Annotated in this window: 18 protein-coding genes; 11 read left to right on the top strand and 7 right to left on the bottom strand. The window is 50.3% G+C overall.

Annotation, left to right across the window (positions count from 1 at the left end):
• Positions 1 to 128 precede the first annotated feature (128 nt).
• On the top strand, positions 129 to 371 hold the full coding sequence (locus tag A8F97_RS07500) for a YoaH family protein (protein ID WP_014699854.1): 243 nt from the start codon (positions 129 to 131) through the stop codon (positions 369 to 371).
• A 29-nt stretch (positions 372 to 400) separates the two neighbouring features.
• Here the strand turns inward: A8F97_RS07500 and A8F97_RS07495 are convergent, their stop codons facing one another.
• Positions 401 to 745: a RidA family protein gene (locus A8F97_RS07495; protein ID WP_015730429.1), complete on the bottom strand. Its 345-nt coding sequence runs from the start codon at positions 743 to 745 to the stop codon at positions 401 to 403.
• Between the two features lie 184 nt (positions 746 to 929).
• Here A8F97_RS07495 and A8F97_RS07490 point away from each other — a divergent pair, with 184 nt between their 5' ends.
• The 5 genes from A8F97_RS07490 to rnd all read left to right on the top strand — a co-directional run bounded on the left by A8F97_RS07490 (position 930) and on the right by rnd (position 7,653).
• Positions 930 to 2,849: an ATP-dependent DNA helicase gene (locus A8F97_RS07490; RefSeq protein WP_014699856.1), complete on the top strand. Its 1,920-nt coding sequence runs from the start codon at positions 930 to 932 to the stop codon at positions 2,847 to 2,849.
• Positions 2,850 to 2,963: 114 nt separating this feature from the next.
• Positions 2,964 to 3,665 carry a tRNA (adenosine(37)-N6)-threonylcarbamoyltransferase complex dimerization subunit type 1 TsaB gene (tsaB, locus tag A8F97_RS07485; protein ID WP_014699857.1) on the top strand — a complete coding sequence of 234 codons (702 nt, stop codon included), beginning with the start codon at positions 2,964 to 2,966 and terminating at the stop codon, positions 3,663 to 3,665.
• 97 nt (positions 3,666 to 3,762) lie between these two features.
• Positions 3,763 to 4,386 carry a Slp family lipoprotein gene (locus tag A8F97_RS07480; RefSeq protein WP_015730430.1) on the top strand — a complete coding sequence of 208 codons (624 nt, stop codon included), beginning with the start codon at positions 3,763 to 3,765 and terminating at the stop codon, positions 4,384 to 4,386.
• A 246-nt stretch (positions 4,387 to 4,632) separates the two neighbouring features.
• On the top strand, positions 4,633 to 6,318 hold the full coding sequence (fadD, locus tag A8F97_RS07475; RefSeq protein WP_025919047.1) for a long-chain-fatty-acid--CoA ligase FadD: 1,686 nt from the start codon (positions 4,633 to 4,635) through the stop codon (positions 6,316 to 6,318).
• Between the two features lie 210 nt (positions 6,319 to 6,528).
• Complete coding sequence (gene rnd / locus A8F97_RS07470) at positions 6,529 to 7,653, top strand: ribonuclease D (RefSeq protein ID WP_033071472.1); 1,125 nt, start codon at positions 6,529 to 6,531, stop codon at positions 7,651 to 7,653.
• Between the two features lie 613 nt (positions 7,654 to 8,266).
• Here the strand turns inward: rnd and minE are convergent.
• Genes minE through minC form a run of 3 tightly spaced genes read right to left on the bottom strand, consistent with a single transcriptional unit; the run spans position 8,267 to position 10,059 of the window.
• Positions 8,267 to 8,536, bottom strand: coding sequence for a cell division topological specificity factor MinE (gene minE, locus A8F97_RS07460; RefSeq protein ID WP_005968801.1), 270 nt, complete (start codon positions 8,534 to 8,536; stop codon positions 8,267 to 8,269).
• 3 nt (positions 8,537 to 8,539) lie between these two features.
• Entirely contained in the window at positions 8,540 to 9,352 is an 813-nt protein-coding gene (gene minD / locus A8F97_RS07455) for a septum site-determining protein MinD (protein ID WP_014699862.1), read from the bottom strand.
• Positions 9,353 to 9,372: 20 nt separating this feature from the next.
• Positions 9,373 to 10,059 carry a septum site-determining protein MinC gene (gene minC / locus A8F97_RS07450; RefSeq protein ID WP_014699863.1) on the bottom strand — a complete coding sequence of 229 codons (687 nt, stop codon included), beginning with the start codon at positions 10,057 to 10,059 and terminating at the stop codon, positions 9,373 to 9,375.
• Between the two features lie 136 nt (positions 10,060 to 10,195).
• Here minC and A8F97_RS07445 point away from each other — a divergent pair, with 136 nt between their 5' ends.
• The 3 genes from A8F97_RS07445 to A8F97_RS07435 all read left to right on the top strand — a co-directional run bounded on the left by A8F97_RS07445 (position 10,196) and on the right by A8F97_RS07435 (position 12,007).
• Positions 10,196 to 10,453 carry a YcgL domain-containing protein gene (locus A8F97_RS07445; RefSeq protein ID WP_014699864.1) on the top strand — a complete coding sequence of 86 codons (258 nt, stop codon included), beginning with the start codon at positions 10,196 to 10,198 and terminating at the stop codon, positions 10,451 to 10,453.
• Positions 10,454 to 10,796: 343 nt separating this feature from the next.
• Positions 10,797 to 11,453: a fumarylacetoacetate hydrolase family protein gene (locus tag A8F97_RS07440; RefSeq protein ID WP_014699865.1), complete on the top strand. Its 657-nt coding sequence runs from the start codon at positions 10,797 to 10,799 to the stop codon at positions 11,451 to 11,453.
• A gap of 107 nt (positions 11,454 to 11,560) precedes the next feature.
• The gene (locus tag A8F97_RS07435) at positions 11,561 to 12,007 is read left to right on the top strand and encodes a YcgN family cysteine cluster protein (protein ID WP_010275477.1); all 447 of its coding nucleotides are present in this window, start codon (positions 11,561 to 11,563) and stop codon (positions 12,005 to 12,007) included.
• A 118-nt stretch (positions 12,008 to 12,125) separates the two neighbouring features.
• On the opposite strand, the gene mgtS is transcribed toward A8F97_RS07435, so the two are convergent.
• Entirely contained in the window at positions 12,126 to 12,221 is a 96-nt protein-coding gene (mgtS, locus tag A8F97_RS24065; RefSeq protein ID WP_014699867.1) for a protein MgtS, read from the bottom strand.
• A gap of 101 nt (positions 12,222 to 12,322) precedes the next feature.
• Between mgtS and A8F97_RS24335 the strand changes: the two genes are divergently transcribed.
• Positions 12,323 to 12,481 (top strand): hypothetical protein, encoded by a 159-nt coding sequence (locus tag A8F97_RS24335; RefSeq protein ID WP_154665130.1) that lies wholly within the window; start codon positions 12,323 to 12,325, stop codon positions 12,479 to 12,481.
• A 55-nt stretch (positions 12,482 to 12,536) separates the two neighbouring features.
• Positions 12,537 to 12,734, top strand: coding sequence for a DNA polymerase III subunit theta (locus tag A8F97_RS07430; RefSeq protein WP_010275471.1), 198 nt, complete (start codon positions 12,537 to 12,539; stop codon positions 12,732 to 12,734).
• A 222-nt stretch (positions 12,735 to 12,956) separates the two neighbouring features.
• Here the strand turns inward: A8F97_RS07430 and dsbB are convergent, their stop codons facing one another.
• Both dsbB and nhaB read right to left on the bottom strand, forming a co-directional pair.
• Positions 12,957 to 13,487 carry a disulfide bond formation protein DsbB gene (gene dsbB, locus A8F97_RS07425; RefSeq protein ID WP_014699868.1) on the bottom strand — a complete coding sequence of 177 codons (531 nt, stop codon included), beginning with the start codon at positions 13,485 to 13,487 and terminating at the stop codon, positions 12,957 to 12,959.
• Positions 13,488 to 13,682: 195 nt separating this feature from the next.
• Entirely contained in the window at positions 13,683 to 15,263 is a 1,581-nt protein-coding gene (gene nhaB / locus A8F97_RS07420) for a sodium/proton antiporter NhaB (protein ID WP_033071474.1), read from the bottom strand.
• Between the last annotated feature and the right edge of the window lie 218 nt (positions 15,264 to 15,481).

Raw genomic sequence — 15,481 nt, 5'->3', positions numbered from 1 at the left:
TTTCGTGTGGTGTCTATAAAGTATCGTGTCGATTTTACTGGCTACAGCGTACCACAAAGCAGAAATAGTGGTGTATCTCAAAGCGGGCGTGCGATGATACGCAAGAATTTATCAACCAGGAAATTATCATGATTGCAGGTATGCCCGCGCTGACACATAAACAGCAGCAAGATGCGGTAGAGCGCATTCAGGAACTGATGTCTGAGGGCATGAGCAGCGGTCAGGCGATCGCGCTCGTCGCGGCGGAAATTCGCGAAAACCATAAGGGTGGCAGCGTTGCGATGATGTTTGACGAAGACGATGATGACATGGTTAATGACGGTGATGATGAATATCATTTTGACGATGGTGAAGAGGAGGAAGAGCAGTAAGCGCGCTTCCCCTGTAAAAAGCTGGCGGTTTATATCGCCGCGATTGCTTTTATTTCGACTTTAAATTTCGGATGCATCAGCTTCGCTTGCACGGTGCAGCGTACTGGTGCGCTGCCAGCCACGACCCAGGCATCCCACGCGGCGTTCATCGCGGCGAAATCATCGGCATCGGCGAGAAAAATCGTCACGTCCAGCAACTTGCTCTTATCCGTTCCCGCCTGTTGCAGGATCGCATCTAACGCCCCCAGTGCGTTTTCCGTCTGCGACTGCGCGTCGTCATCCAGATTCTCTGGCACGCTGGTGTAGTAGAGTGTGTTGTTATAGATAACGGCGTCTGACCAGCGTGCTTCTGGATTAATTCGTGTGATTGCCATGGGTGAAGTTCCTCCTAACGTAATAAAAGCGAATCGCCAAGCCTAACACAGCAGGCATCGACCCGCTTTCCCGATTTAAGGTGGTAGCGCCGAGTGACTCTTGGCATAATCAGCGCGATATTTTTGCCGCAGCCTGAAACGGTTAGGGGCTTATAGCTTTAATTCCTTTGAAAAGAGAGCAGGCGTGACGAACGATCGGGTAATCGATGATTTTGCTAATGACGGCGCGCTGGCGAAGGCGATCACGGGCTTCAGGCCTCGTGAACCACAGCGGCAGATGGCGCAGGCCGTCATGCGGGCTATCGACGATAAAACGGCGCTAGTGGTGGAAGCGGGAACCGGAACCGGCAAAACCTATGCTTACCTTGCGCCAGCCTTGCGTTCGGATAAAAAAGTCATCATCTCGACCGGTTCGAAAGCGCTACAGGATCAGCTCTATAGCCGCGATTTACCGACGGTTGCGCAGGCGCTGAAGTACAAAGGCAAGTTAGCGCTGCTGAAAGGCCGTTCTAACTATCTCTGTCTGGAACGGCTTGAACAGCAATCGCTGGGGGGCGGTGATTTACCCGGCGAAACGCTGAGCGAGCTGGTCAGGCTACGCGGCTGGTCGTCGGAAACGACAGAAGGCGATGTCACGACCTGTGCAGGCGTGGCGGAAGACAGTACGATCTGGCCACTCGTGACCAGTACCAACGATAACTGTCTGGGCAGCGATTGCCCGCATTATAAAGAGTGCTTCGTGGTGAAGGCACGGCGCAAAGCGATGGATGCCGATATTGTGGTGGTTAACCATCATCTTTATTTGGCTGATATGGTGGTGAAGGAAACGGGTTTTGCGGAGCTGATCCCGGAAAGCGACGTCGTGATTTTCGATGAGGCCCACCAGATCCCCGATATCGCCAGCCAATATTTTGGTCAGCAGCTTTCCAGCCGCCAACTGCTGGATCTGGCAAAAGACATCATCATTGCTTACCGCACCGAAGTGCGCGATGCCTCTCAGCTACAGAAAAGTGCCGATCGCCTGACGCAAAGTACGCAGGATTTTCGGTTGGCGCTGGGCGATCCGGGGTTTCGCGGTAACTTACGCGATGTGCTCGAACAGCCGCCGCTTCAGCGTGCGCTGCTGTTGCTGGATGACGCGCTGGAACTGTGCTACGACGTCGCAAAACTGTCGCTGGGGCGTTCAGCATTGCTGGATGTGGCCTTTGAACGCGCCACACTTTACCGCAACCGACTAAAACGGCTGAAAGACGTCCAGTTGCCGGGATATAGCTATTGGTATGAATGTAATTCTCGTCATTTTGTGTTGGCGCTGACACCGTTGTCCGTCGCCGATCGCTTTCGCGAATTGATAAAGGAGAAGCCTGCGGCCTGGGTGTTTACCTCCGCCACCCTGTCTGTTAACGATCAACTTTTCCACTTCACCGATAGGCTGGGGTTGGATAATGCAAATACGCTCTTGTTACCCAGCCCGTTTGATTATGCCAATCAGGCGCTGCTCTGTGTCCCTCGCAACTTGCCGGAAACCAATCGCCCCGGTGCGGCGAAAAGGCTGGCAGCGATGCTACGGCCGTTGATTGAAGCGAATCAAGGGCGCTGCTTTATGCTGTGTACCTCTCATCAGATGATGCGTGATTTAGCCGCCGAGTTCCGTGCTACGCTGACGCTACCGGTGCTGTTACAGGGCGAAACTGGCAAGGCGCAGTTGCTGTCGCAGTTTGTCTCGGCGGGTAATGCCTTGCTGGTGGCGACCAGCAGCTTCTGGGAAGGTGTGGATGTGCGCGGTGATACGTTATCCTGCGTCATTATCGATAAATTGCCGTTTACTTCGCCGGACGATCCGCTGCTGAAGGCGCGTATAGAAGATTGTCGTCTGCGCGGCGGCGAGCCGTTCGACGATGTGCAAGTCCCTGATGCGGTAATTACCCTGAAACAAGGAGTAGGACGCCTCATCCGTGACGTCGAGGATCGTGGTGTGATTGTGATTTGCGATAATCGACTGGTGATGCGGCCATATGGTGCGGTGTTTCTTAACAGTTTGCCGCCGACACCGCGTACGCGTGATATTCAGCAAGCGATTACCTTCCTGACGCGTAGCACGTAATCCCAATTGGCGATTGCCGTATGGCCTGACCAACGGCGGGAATGGCTGCGGCACGACAGGGGCTTATGCTATGATGCCGGTTATTAAGATTTATTTATCCTGCCTGAGGTTGGCATGTCTACGCGAATTCTAGCGCTTGATACCGCAACGGAAGCCTGTTCCGTCGCACTATGGAATGAAGGTGAAATTCATTCTCTGTTCGAAATTTGTCCCCGTGAACATACACAACGTATCCTGCCGATGGTTCAGCGGGTGCTGGCCGACAGCGGCCTGACGCTCAAGGATCTTGATGCGCTGGCCTTTGGTCAGGGGCCGGGAAGTTTTACCGGTGTGCGGATTGGTATCGGCATTGCGCAAGGGTTGGCGCTGGGTGCAGATTTACCGTTGCTTGGTGTATCGTCACTGGCGGCGATGGCGGAGGGTGCTTTCCGCCAGAGGCAGGCGACGCAAGTGCTGGCTGCCATCGATGCGCGGATGGGAGAAGTCTACTGGGGCTGTTATCAGCGCGATGCTGACGGCGGCTGGCAGGGGGAATCTGAAGAAGCGGTATTGAAACCTGAACAGGTGCAGGCGTTAACGGTTGCGCTGTCAGGCGAATGGACCACGGTCGGAACTGGATGGGAAACCTATCCAGAATTGGTCAAGCATCCATCGTTGGTATTAACGACGGGTGACATGCTGCTGCCGCAGGCGCAGGATATGCTACCGCTGGCCTGTCGGCTCTGGCAGGCAGGAAAAGCGGTCAGCGTTGAGAATGCGCAACCGCGCTACCTGCGCAATGAAGTGACCTGGAAAAAGCTACCCGGCCGCGAGTAGTAGAGCGCACATTCGGCGTGATGTATCGCGGGAATAAACAGCAACTTATTCGATGCTGAGCAGTCTAACTGTCAGATATCTGAGAGGAGGTTGTGCCATGTTTGTACAAATAAAAAGTATGCGCATGAAGAGAATGCATCTGAATCGAAAAAGCGCACGCCTTTCTATGATAGCTGCGGCAGCGCTGTTGCTTTCAGGTTGTGTCACGGTGCCGGATGCCATCAAAGGCACGTCGCCAACGCCACAAGACGACTTGGTACGAGTGATGAATGCGCCGCAGATTTATGTCGGTCAGGAGTCTCGTTTTGGCGGGCGAGTGGTCAGCATCCGCAATGAAGCGAATAAAACCCGTCTGGAAATTGCCAGTATGCCGCTGGATAGCGGGGCGAAACCGCTGTTGGATATGCCGTCAGAAGGGCGCTTTATCGCCTATGTGAATCGCTTTCTCGAACCGGTCGATTTTAAAGACCAACTGGTGACCGTTGTTGGCCCGATTGTTGGCACAGAACAGGGCGCTATCGGTGATAAACCTTATCGCTATGTCGTGATCGATGCGCAAGGTTACAAACGCTGGAATGTCGTGCAGCGTCTGATGGTGCCGCCTGGCGGCTATGGCCCGTGGGGATGGCGTGCAGGTTACGGTTATGGCTGGGGGCCAGGATGGGGGTTTGACGGCGGTTGGCCTGGCCCGGCCCGGATTGAGAATATCGTGACAGAATAAGAATAGGGCTATTTTACTTGTCATTTTGAACCTGGGTAGGTTCTAAAATTATTTCGTTCGACGTAAAGAGATCAGGCGACGCAGGTCGCCTGATTTTTTTTGAATAAAGAATAAATTAGTGATCGTTCTCGCAACCTTAACATTGTTTGTTAGCTAACTGGTAGGCTGAGTTAAAATAATGTTAATAACTATATGCCTATGAGGGCGACGACGATGCCACTAAAAAAATATCTCGGGAGTGACGTCTTGGAAAAAATTTGGTTATCACGTTATCCGGCAGACGTTCCGGCGGAAATTGATCCCGATCGCTATTCGTCGTTGATTGACATGTTTGAAAATAACGTAAGGCGTTACGCCGATCGACCTGCATTCATCAACATGGGTGAAGTGATGACGTTTCGCAAGTTGGAAGAGCGGAGCCGGGCGTTTGCGGCCTATCTGCAAAACCAGCTTAAATTGCAGAAAGGCGATCGCGTAGCGTTGATGATGCCCAACCTGTTGCAATACCCTGTTGCGCTGTTTGGTGTGCTGCGTGCGGGTATGGTGGTCGTCAACGTTAACCCGCTGTACACGCCGCGTGAACTGGAACACCAGCTAAAAGACAGCGGTGCCAGCACGATTGTTATTGTGTCTAACTTCGCGCATACGCTGGAAAAAGTTGTTCATAATACGGCAGTGAAGCACGTTATCCTGACCCGTATGGGCGACCAGCTATCCACGGCAAAAGGCACGTTGGTTAACTTTGTAGTGAAATACATTAAGCGACTGGTGCCCAAATATCATTTACCGGATGCCATCTCGTTTCGTCGTGTGTTGCAAGAAGGGCGGCGTCAGCAGTATGTTCGGCCTGACATCATCAATAGCGATCTTGCCTTTCTGCAATATACTGGCGGTACGACGGGCGTTGCCAAAGGCGCGATGCTCACGCACCGCAATATGCAGGCGAATGTGGCACAGTGTCTTGCGGCTTATGGCCCGGTGTTGAGGGAAGGGAATGAATGGGTGGTCACGGCGTTACCGCTGTACCACATTTTTGCTTTGACGGCTAACTGTCTGCTTTTCTTTGAACTGGGCGGACAGAATCTGTTGATCACCAATCCCCGAGATATTCCCGCGGTAGTAAAAGAACTGAAGCAATATCCTTTCACTGCGATTACGGGCGTCAATACGCTGTTTAATGCGTTGCTCAATAATAAAGAGTTCCATGAGCTTGATTTCTCGACACTGCGGTTATCCGTTGGCGGAGGTGCGTCAGTGCAACGGGCTGTGGCGGAACGCTGGGAGAAACTCACGGGCAAACATCTGCTTGAAGGATATGGCTTAACCGAAAGTTCCCCTCTGGTGGCTGTGAACCCCTACGATCTCAAGCACTATAGCGGCAGTATCGGACTGCCAGTAGCATCAACAGATGTCAGAATTATCGACGATAACGGCAACGATGTGGGGCCGGGCGAGTCCGGTGAATTGTGGGTGCATGGGCCACAGATAATGTTAGGGTACTGGCAGCAGCCTGCCGCGACGGATGAGGTACTGAAAGACGGTTGGTTGGCAACGGGTGACATTGTCACTTCTGATGATGAAGGATTCCTGCGGGTAATCGATCGTAAGAAAGACATGATTCTGGTTTCCGGCTTTAACGTCTACCCGACGGAAATTGAAGATGTGATCAGCCGTCACCCCAAAGTGTCCGAATCGGCGGTGGTTGGGGTAGAAAGTGAGGTCTCCGGTGAGGCAGTAAAAGCCTTTGTGGTAAGGCGTGATAACTCGTTAACGAAAGAGGAGCTCGTTACCCACTGTCGCCGTAATCTTACGGGCTATAAAGTGCCGAAAGAGATCGAATTTTGTGAGGATTTACCGAAATCCAACGTCGGGAAAATTCTGCGCCGCGAATTACGTGAAGATAAGAAGGCGAAGAAAGACGCTGCCGCCTGACGATTTTCCACGAAAACGACTGCCAGAGAGAGGCAGGACGCGATATGATGTTTTCACGCCGGTTTATCCGGCGTTCTTTTTTATGACGGACGAACAGCCGTCACCCTATGGGCCGTCGCTTGCGACGTTAAAAATTTCCGCCGGGAATTTTTTACGGCGATACGGATTTGACCCAGAACCGTAAAGTAAAACAACCAAGAGAATGACGTTTTGAATTATCAGTTGATCACTTCCGACATCGGGTTACAACAGATCTGCGCCCAGGCGCAACGCTTTCCGCAGGTGGCATTGGACACGGAGTTCGTCAGAACTCGCACGTATTACCCGCAATTAGGGTTGATTCAATTGTATGACGGTGAACAGCTTTCGCTTATCGATCCGTTAACGATTACCGACTGGGCTCCTTTTCAGGCGTTGCTGCGTGACGAGCAGGTCACTAAATTTCTGCATGCAGGCAGCGAGGATCTGGAAGTGTTTCTCAATACGTTTGGAACACTGCCGACGCCTTTCATTGATACACAGATTCTGGCCGCATTTTTAGGCAAGCCACTTTCTTATGGCTTTGCTGCGCTGGTGGCCGACTACATGGGCGTGACGCTGGATAAAAGCGAGTCGAGAACGGACTGGCTCGCCCGTCCGCTGAGCGAAAAACAGTGTGATTACGCGGCCGCTGATGTGTTCTACCTGCTGCCGATGGCCATTCAACTGGTGACGGATACCGACGCTGCGGGGTGGATGAACGCCGCGTTGGACGAGTGTCTCCTGCTTTGTCAGCGTAAACAGGATATTTTAGCCCCGGCATTGGCCTATCGTGAATTTGGCAACGCCTGGCAGCTACGTGGCCGGAATTTGGCGTGTCTCCAACGTCTGGCTGAGTGGCGTTTGCGCAAAGCGCGTGAGCGGGACAGCGCGGTGAATTTTGTCGTGCGTGAAGAGAATCTTTTGCAAGTGGCGCGTTGCCTGCCGTCTTCGCTGGGGGAGCTGAGTTCTCTGGGGCTAAGCGGCCCGGAGATCCGCTACCACGGAAAAACGCTGCTGGACTGTGTGGCACAAACGGACGGCATTGCTGACGTGGATTGCCCACCGCCAGTGATTAATCTGATCGACCATCCCGGTTATAAAAAAGCGTTTAAAGATATCAAGGCGTTGGTACAGCGGGCGAGTGAACAGAGCGGCTTATCCGCCGAATTATTGGCATCACGTCGTCAAATTAATCGCCTGCTGAACTGGCACTGGAAATTAGCGGCGCAAGACGGGAACACACCGGAAATGTTGTCCGGCTGGCGTGGCCAGATATATGGCGATGAACTGCGTGACATCGTACAGGGCTATTAATTACCTGCAAATGAGTATTCTCAATACGCCTTATTTGTTGCTGCGGTTCAATTCTGGAAAAAGCAGCAGATGGGGCGAAGGGAAAGCGGTAGAGAACCGCCGTAGAAATAAAAACTGCGTCTTCCCCTGTTGTGGCGGGAGACCCAGAGACAACACCGAATTCAATAATTACCAGCCGACGGCTCTCCCACAATCGACGCTGTTATCTTCACAACCTCTGTTTCGGATCTTCTCCATACGTCTGTCTATTATTAAATTTCCTTTATCGTTAACTTTATATTGAGGTCTGGAGTGGCTTGTTGTGGATTTCTTCTCTTGATCTGCATCGTAATCGTATTGAGCACAGGATGCGAGGATCGTAGAGAGTAGTACCGGAAGCAGCGACTGTAAATTCATCATGTTAACTCCGCATTAACGTTGGTCTATGTGAACCGAGCATATTAACGATGCTAACATATTTTCAGATTGAAGGAGATAAAGACGGAGGCGGTTGAATGTTTGTTTATGTCTGTCGTTCAAGGATTGGGTGAGTGATAAAGCCAACGAACATAAAATTTGAAGGCTGAAGAATGGTATCCCCTGCATAAAAGCAGGGGATACTAAAGCAGAAAAATCATTTAGGCGTTTCTTCCGCTTCCGGTAATGTAACGTTCAACTCAAGTACGGAAATATCATCTCCTTTTTGCTCAAGTTGAACCGTTACCATCTCAGGATCAATCTGTACATATCTACAGATAACCTCAAGAATGTCTCGCTTTAATTGCGGCAGATAATGGGGTTCGCTATCTCCCCGGCGTCGCTCCGCGACAATAATTTGCAGCCGTTCCTTGGCAATATTGGCTGTCGTTTTTTTGCGGGACAGAAAGAAGTCCAGTAAAGCCATAATTTATCCCCCAAAAAGTCGTTTAAGGAAACCCTTCTTCTCTTCTTCAATAAAACGGAAAGGACGCTCTTCGCCAAGCAAGCGATCAACGGTATCCGCGTAGGCTTTACCCGCGTCGGCTTCAGCATCCAGAATCACTGGTTCGCCTTGGTTAGAGGCGCGCAGTACGGATTGGTCTTCAGGAATAACGCCAACCAGCGGGATCCGCAGGATTTCAAGGACGTCTTCCATACTCAGCATGTCGCCACGGCTTACCCGGCCTGGGTTATAGCGCGTCAACAGCAGATGTTCTTTGATAGGGTCTTCAGAACGCTCAGCACGGCGTGATTTTGAGGACAAAATGCCCAAAATACGGTCAGAATCGCGAACGGAAGAGACTTCCGGGTTCGTGGTGATAATCGCTTCGTCAGCAAAATAGAGCGCCATCAACGCACCGGTTTCAATCCCGGCTGGCGAATCACACACGATAAAATCGAACGCCATATCGCCCAGATCGTTGAGTATTTTTTCCACGCCCTCATGCGTTAACGCATCCTTATCGCGCGTTTGTGATGCAGGCAAAATATAGAGGTTGTCCGTTCTCTTATCTTTGATCAGCGCCTGATTCAGCGTGGCATCACCCTGAATCACGTTCACGAAGTCATACACCACGCGACGCTCACATCCCATGATGAGGTCGAGGTTACGCAGACCGATGTCAAAATCGATGACAACCGTCTTTTTTCCTTTCTGGGCTAAACCGGTAGCAATGGCCGCGCTTGATGTGGTCTTGCCAACGCCCCCTTTACCCGATGTAACAACAATGATGCGTGCCATAAATGTTTCCTTGGGAGATTCTAGTCTAGAGGTTTTATCGTTAACACATTGTCCAGCAGGTTCAGGTTGATCCGTGCTGGCTGCCCAAAATACGCTTCAGGTATCTGGTCGCTCAGCCAGTAACGTCCGGCGATAGAGACCAGTTCTGCGGCCAGATGCGTACAGAATATCTGGCTTTGAACATCGCCAGAAACGCCCGCGAGGGCTCGGCCACGCATCATGCCGTAAATATGAATATTGCCATCAGCAATCACCTCTGCCCCTGCGCTGACGCTGCTCATGACGATTAAGTCACTGTTCCGGGCATAAATCTGTTGGCCGGAGCGAACAGGTGTGTTGATGATTTTTGTTTTCACTACAGCAGGAACGGCAGCAACGGGTTCAACGGCCCGCCGTTGTGCTTTGCCTTCACTCAAAAGAGGAAGTCCTGCCTGCGCAATGGCTTGTTTTAATACGTCGTCGCTGCATCCGCTGACGCCGACGACATGCAGGCCGGTTGATGAAATGGCCTGCTGCAATTTTATCCAGTCGGTTTCCGCAGTTAATGCAGCAACATTAATGACAACGGGGGCATTTTTCAGGAAAGCAGGCGCTTGCTCTATTTTTTCCTGTAGTGCCTGGTAAATTACCTCAGGTTGGGGATCATGCAAATGAACAACCGATAAGGTAAAGCTGCTGCCTTTTAGCTCTATTGGCGTTTGTGACATCTATCTTGACTCAGTTTCAGCATCTTTTAATCCCTAGAGTAACATTTAAGGCACGATATTCCAGAGCGCTGTAAGCATGTTATAGTTACAATTATATACAGGCAAGATGGCATTCCCATCAAATAGAGTAAAAAAAATGTTTTGTGTGATTTATCGAAGTGTGAAACGCGATCAGACCTATCTTTATGTTGAAAAAAAAGACGATTTCTCACGCGTGCCTGAAGAATTAATGAAAAGTTTTGGCGCACCGCAGTTAGCCATGGTTTTACCGCTGGATAAGCGTAAAAAACTGGCGAATGCCGATATAGAAAAAGTGAAATTTGCGCTACAGGAGCAGGGGTTTTATCTGCAGGTTCCGCCACCTGTTGAAAGCTTATTAACCACGCCAGTGTAAGTGTAAAAAAATAATACCAAGGCGCACTTTCAGATAAAGCCGCACACATAATTTGGCGTGGAATATTTTGATTGTTTGCATGATATTCCGCGCGATAAATATTCACATTTTGAGTTTTCCCCCTGCCATCATTTAATTGTTTCTATTCTTGATTGGTTATGAAGCCTTCTTCAGGCTACGCGATCGGTAACCTTGCGTTCCTGAAATCTGTTGGGGTAACCCCTGTTACGATGATATAACGATGGTTTTGCACCATCGTGTTCTTATATAGCGGCTTTCCTTTTGGGCGAGAACGGTGCCATGAAAGCAGCGATAATCCAACAGACAGGGCAGGAGAATACCCATGTATCAACACAGAGACTGGCAGGGCGCGCTGCTTGATTTTCCGGTAAATAAAGTGGTTTGTGTCGGGAGCAACTACTCAGAACACATCAAAGAGATGGGAAGTGCGACCCCGAGCGAGCCGGTTTTATTCATCAAACCTGAAACCGCACTGTGTGATTTACGTCAGCCCGTCGCCATTCCGAAAAACCTGGGCTCGGTTCACCATGAAGTCGAACTGGCAGTGCTGATTGGTACGCCGTTAAAGCAAGCGAATGAAGAACGCGTCGCTCGTGCAATCGCGGGTTATGGTGTGGCGCTGGACTTGACGTTGCGTGATTTGCAGTCTGAATTCAAAAAAGTGGGCCAGCCGTGGGAAAAAGCCAAAGCGTTTGATGGCTCCTGCCCGATCTCCGGTTTTATTCCGGTTGCCGAGTTTGGCGATCCGCAGCAAACCGAGTTGGGTGTAAAAGTGAATGATGAAGTGCGCCAGCAGGGCAACACGCGTGATATGATTACGCCGATTCTGCCGCTGATTGCTTACATGAGCCGTTTCTTTACGCTGCGCGCGGGCGATATTATTTTAACGGGTACCCCAAAAGGGGTCGGTCCGATCCTGTCTGGCGATATGCTGACGATTACGGTAAATGACCGGACGCTGAGCACACGTATTATTTAACGCTCTGGCTGCCCGTGTTGAACGACGGGCAGCAATATTTCCCCGCAGTGCCTGCCAGAATCACGCATCTTTATTTACAACGCTATAGATTTACAACAGGAAGAAACATGACTGAACGCCCTTTTTGGCAGCAAAAAACGTTGTCTGAGATGTCTGACGATGAATGGGAGTCGCTGTGCGATGGCTGCGGTCAGTGCTGTTTGCATAAATTGATTGATGAGGATACGGAGGAGATCTACTTTACCAACGTCGCCTGTAATCAACTGAATATTAAAAGCTGCCAGTGTCGTAACTATGAAAAACGCTTCGAGTACGAACCGGACTGCATCAAACTAACGCGAGAAAACCTGTTGACGTTTAACTGGCTACCGGCGACCTGTGCTTATCGTCTGATCCATGAACGTGAAGATCTACCGCAGTGGCATCCGCTGGTTTGTGGTACCAAGACGGCAATGCACCGCGAACGTATCTCAGTCCGTCATATTGCCGTGCGTGAGAGCGAGGTGGTGGACTGGCAAGATCATATATTGAACAAACCGGAATGGGCGCGGTAGTTTTTGTTCGATGCGGGTTGTTGCGTGACGAAAACAAGTTACATGCCTAAAACAAGAAGCCCCTCAATCTGAATCTCTCAGAAGAGGGGCTTTTTATCGGGGGGAGCGTCAGTATTCATTAGTCATCCCATTTAGGACTCAGGTACGCAGCCAGAAAGCTAAGAAAAATGATGCCGCCCAACACGGCGATGAAAATATTGATATTGCCTAACATGATTGTTTCTCCTGAATAAATTAATTGCGATAGAAATACCTCATAGGGTGATAAGTCGTCGTCGACCAGCGATATGTACTATAGGCATAAGGAGAGTGCTAGTGAAGAAAAAACGCTCAGAAAGAGCGGGTGGTTTACATCTCGTTGAAGTAAAAAACGCCACATCTCACGGTTGGAATCGAAACGCTCATCCGCTTTTTGCCTACTACTTCACATTTTCCTTTTTCCTTGTGCGAATCATGCTGTCGTCTCCGGCATAAATCGTGGCGTGTTGTATAATTTTAGAGCAACCAAACCAGCAGAGGGGGAGAGCATGTGATTAACTTTGAGAAAATCATTCTTGAATACAGCGAGCAGTACACCGACTTTGCTGCCTCCACGATTGCTTTCATGGAAAGTCAGGAAAAAAAGATCGACGCAGATGAAATATCACGCAGAATTCCGCAGGAAAAGAGACCTTTTTTCAACGAGCGATTAGGCCACTATCGCGATATCTACAGGCCACAGCAGTGACGGTTGGCGCGAGCCTGTGAAGCGTAGAGGTAGAAACGGTTACCAGAAGCCCGACATATCGTCGGGCTTTTCGGCCTATACCCGTCATACTTCAAGTTGCATGTGCGTTGGCTGCGTTCAAATACTCGGCCCGTCGTGGGCCTCGCCCTGAAGAGCCAACGCTTTGCGTTGTTCAAAACGTTAACGTTTTGTCCTGAAACTTGAATTATTTAGGGTATATCATTAACGGCTGAAGAGGTCGCGGCGTTTGGGACGGAAAGGCTGAGCGATCAGCACCAGCACCGAAATCAGCAGATAAGCAACAAAGATACCTAGCAGCCATTGTGGCATTTCCATCGAGAGGAATGACCACTGACGCTCAGAACAATCACCTGTCGCATTGAAAATGGCGGGAAGCCATTTGTCTAAAGGCAGCCATGATGGGAAGCTGACAAAGAAATCACAGGTGTTAAACGGCGACGGATTCAACAAGATATCGGTGTGTTTCCATGCTAATCGAACCCCTTCATACGAGCTGTATATCCAGAGCGCGATAGCCGGATAACGCAATAGACTTGACGGAGCCATAGCACCGACAATACCTGCTGCGAACACACCCCATAGCGCACTGCGCTGATAGATACACAGCACGCACGGTTTTAATAGCATAACGTGCTGAAAATAGAGCGCGGTCAATTCTAATGCTAAAGCAGTAAACGCCAGCAGCAGCCACGCACCACGTCCGCGTGAGCAACGATTAAGAAATCGCAACATAAAAATATTCCATGCTAAACATGACTAAAGCAGCAGTGTAAACCGTTCTGGCTTCACTGCCATCATTTCACTGTGCAAAACGTAACGATATGTTTATTTGATGCTTTTCTGTCATTTTTTCGGCGATAACGTCCCTGTTGATAACATCATCAGCAGGGAAATTGTCGTCACCGTAATGACTATACACGATCGTGATTATGAGTGACTGCCCGATACGGTCAAATTTGGCAAAGAAATCCAGTGATTATTCATTAAAAATTCCGTAAACGGCACCAGCGTGAATTCGATGCAAAGCAACCCGACCAACGTCATCACAATGGTATAAGGCAGCGCCATGATCACCATCCGTCCGTAGGAGAGGCGGATAAGTGGTGCCAGCGCGGACGTCAGCAAGAACAGAAACGCAGCTTGCCCATTCGGCGTAGCGACGGAAGGCAGGTTGGTGCCGGTATTGATCGCCACAGCGAGCAGCTCAAACTGAGGTAAGGAGATTTTTCCGCTCTCAAACGCGTTGCGGGCTTCGTTAATGTAAACCGATCCTACAAAGACATTATCCGATATCGATGATAGCAGGCCATTGAACAGATAAAACTGTGTCAACTGGGCGCTGTCAGAAGATTGCAAGACGTAATGGATAATCGGTGAGAACAGGTGCTGATCGATAATCACTGCGACGATGGCAAAGAAGACGGTCAACAGCGCGGTGAACGGCATGGCATCTTGAAACGCTTTACCGATAGCGTGTTCTTCGGTCACGCCGCAAAACGTTGTGGCCATAATAATCACAGAAAGGCCAATCAACCCGACTTCAGCCAGATGAAACGCCAGCGCGACGATGAGCCAGACGCCAATTACCGCCTGCACGAGTAATCGCACGTTATCTTGCGGCGTGCGCTTTTCTGTCATATCCCGATCGTAATCTTCAAGTACACGGCGCACGTTGTCCGGCAGGCTTACGCCATAGCCGAATAGTTTAAAACGTTCGACCAGCACGCAGGTCAGGATACCGCAAATAAACACAGGAACGGTCACCGGTGACATGCGCAGGAAAAAGCTGACGAAATCCCAGCCAGCGCTCTTCGCAATAATCAAGTTTTGAGGTTCGCCGACCATCGTCATCACCCCGCCGAGAGCCGTACCGACGCCTGCGTGCATCATCAAACTACGCAGAAATGCACGGAATTGCTCCAGTGTACGATGATGTTCCTCGCCGTTTAACGCGCTGTCATCGCTGATATCGGCCTCGTCTTCACCTTGCTGAGAGGCAAAGCGGTGGTAAATACCATAAAATCCGATAGCGACGCTGATAACGACAGCAATCACGGTCAACGCGTCTAAGAAAGCGGAGAGAAAGGCGGCAGCCATACAGAAGGCGAGTGAGAGCAGGGGCTTGGAATGGATGCGCAACAATAGTTTGGTAAACACAAACAGCAGCAGTTGCTTCATGAAATAGATACCTGCCACCATAAACACCAACAGCATGAGAACTTCAATATTCCCTGTGACTTCATGCCACACCTGCTGTGGGCTGGTCATGCCGATGACGATTGCCTCTAGCGCCAGCAGGCCACCGGGCTGTAGCGGATAACATTTCAGCGCCATGCCGAGTGTAAAAATAAACTCCACGACCAATAACCAACCGGCCCAGAACGGGCTGACAAAATAGAACAGCAGCGGGTTAATCAGCAAGAAACCAAAAATAGTCAGTTTGTACCAGTCTGGCGCGTATCCCAGAAAATTTCTTAACAGCGCACGATGGAGAGGCATAGCGATCATAATAGGTAGAGAATCCTTATGCGTTAGAATAGCTTGATGGTTTTTATCATATAGTAAAAACTTTACAAACGGTCATAAGTCTACCGTTCTGCGCTGTGAGAGGGCGGTTTGTAGTCACAATTTTTCATTGAAATGGTTCGGGGCCTGAGTACGGCGCTATATCATGATTCTTTCGTCTGGTATTATGATTCGGCTTTTTTCGGCAATCACCGCTACGG

This window comes from Pectobacterium parmentieri (assembly GCF_001742145.1).
GTDB classification, from domain to species: Bacteria; Pseudomonadota; Gammaproteobacteria; order Enterobacterales; family Enterobacteriaceae; genus Pectobacterium; species Pectobacterium parmentieri.
This window is presented reverse-complemented; position numbering and strand designations above follow the sequence as displayed.

Excerpts from the sequence above, each read along its gene's own strand:
- A8F97_RS07500 (WP_014699854.1), top strand. The coding sequence starts at position 129 with ATGATTGCAGGTATGCCCGCGCTGACACATAAACAGCAGCAAGATGCG.
- A8F97_RS07495 (WP_015730429.1), bottom strand. The coding sequence starts at position 745 with ATGGCAATCACACGAATTAATCCAGAAGCACGCTGGTCAGACGCCGTT.
- tsaB (WP_014699857.1), top strand. The coding sequence starts at position 2,964 with ATGTCTACGCGAATTCTAGCGCTTGATACCGCAACGGAAGCCTGTTCC.
- A8F97_RS07480 (WP_015730430.1), top strand. The coding sequence starts at position 3,763 with ATGTTTGTACAAATAAAAAGTATGCGCATGAAGAGAATGCATCTGAAT.
- minE (WP_005968801.1), bottom strand. The coding sequence starts at position 8,536 with ATGGCTTTACTGGACTTCTTTCTGTCCCGCAAAAAAACGACAGCCAAT.
- minD (WP_014699862.1), bottom strand. The coding sequence starts at position 9,352 with ATGGCACGCATCATTGTTGTTACATCGGGTAAAGGGGGCGTTGGCAAG.
- minC (WP_014699863.1), bottom strand. The coding sequence starts at position 10,059 with ATGTCACAAACGCCAATAGAGCTAAAAGGCAGCAGCTTTACCTTATCG.
- A8F97_RS07445 (WP_014699864.1), top strand. The coding sequence starts at position 10,196 with ATGTTTTGTGTGATTTATCGAAGTGTGAAACGCGATCAGACCTATCTT.
- A8F97_RS07440 (WP_014699865.1), top strand. The coding sequence starts at position 10,797 with ATGTATCAACACAGAGACTGGCAGGGCGCGCTGCTTGATTTTCCGGTA.
- A8F97_RS07435 (WP_010275477.1), top strand. The coding sequence starts at position 11,561 with ATGACTGAACGCCCTTTTTGGCAGCAAAAAACGTTGTCTGAGATGTCT.
- mgtS (WP_014699867.1), bottom strand. The coding sequence starts at position 12,221 with ATGTTAGGCAATATCAATATTTTCATCGCCGTGTTGGGCGGCATCATT.
- dsbB (WP_014699868.1), bottom strand. The coding sequence starts at position 13,487 with ATGTTGCGATTTCTTAATCGTTGCTCACGCGGACGTGGTGCGTGGCTG.
- nhaB (WP_033071474.1), bottom strand. The coding sequence starts at position 15,263 with ATGATCGCTATGCCTCTCCATCGTGCGCTGTTAAGAAATTTTCTGGGA.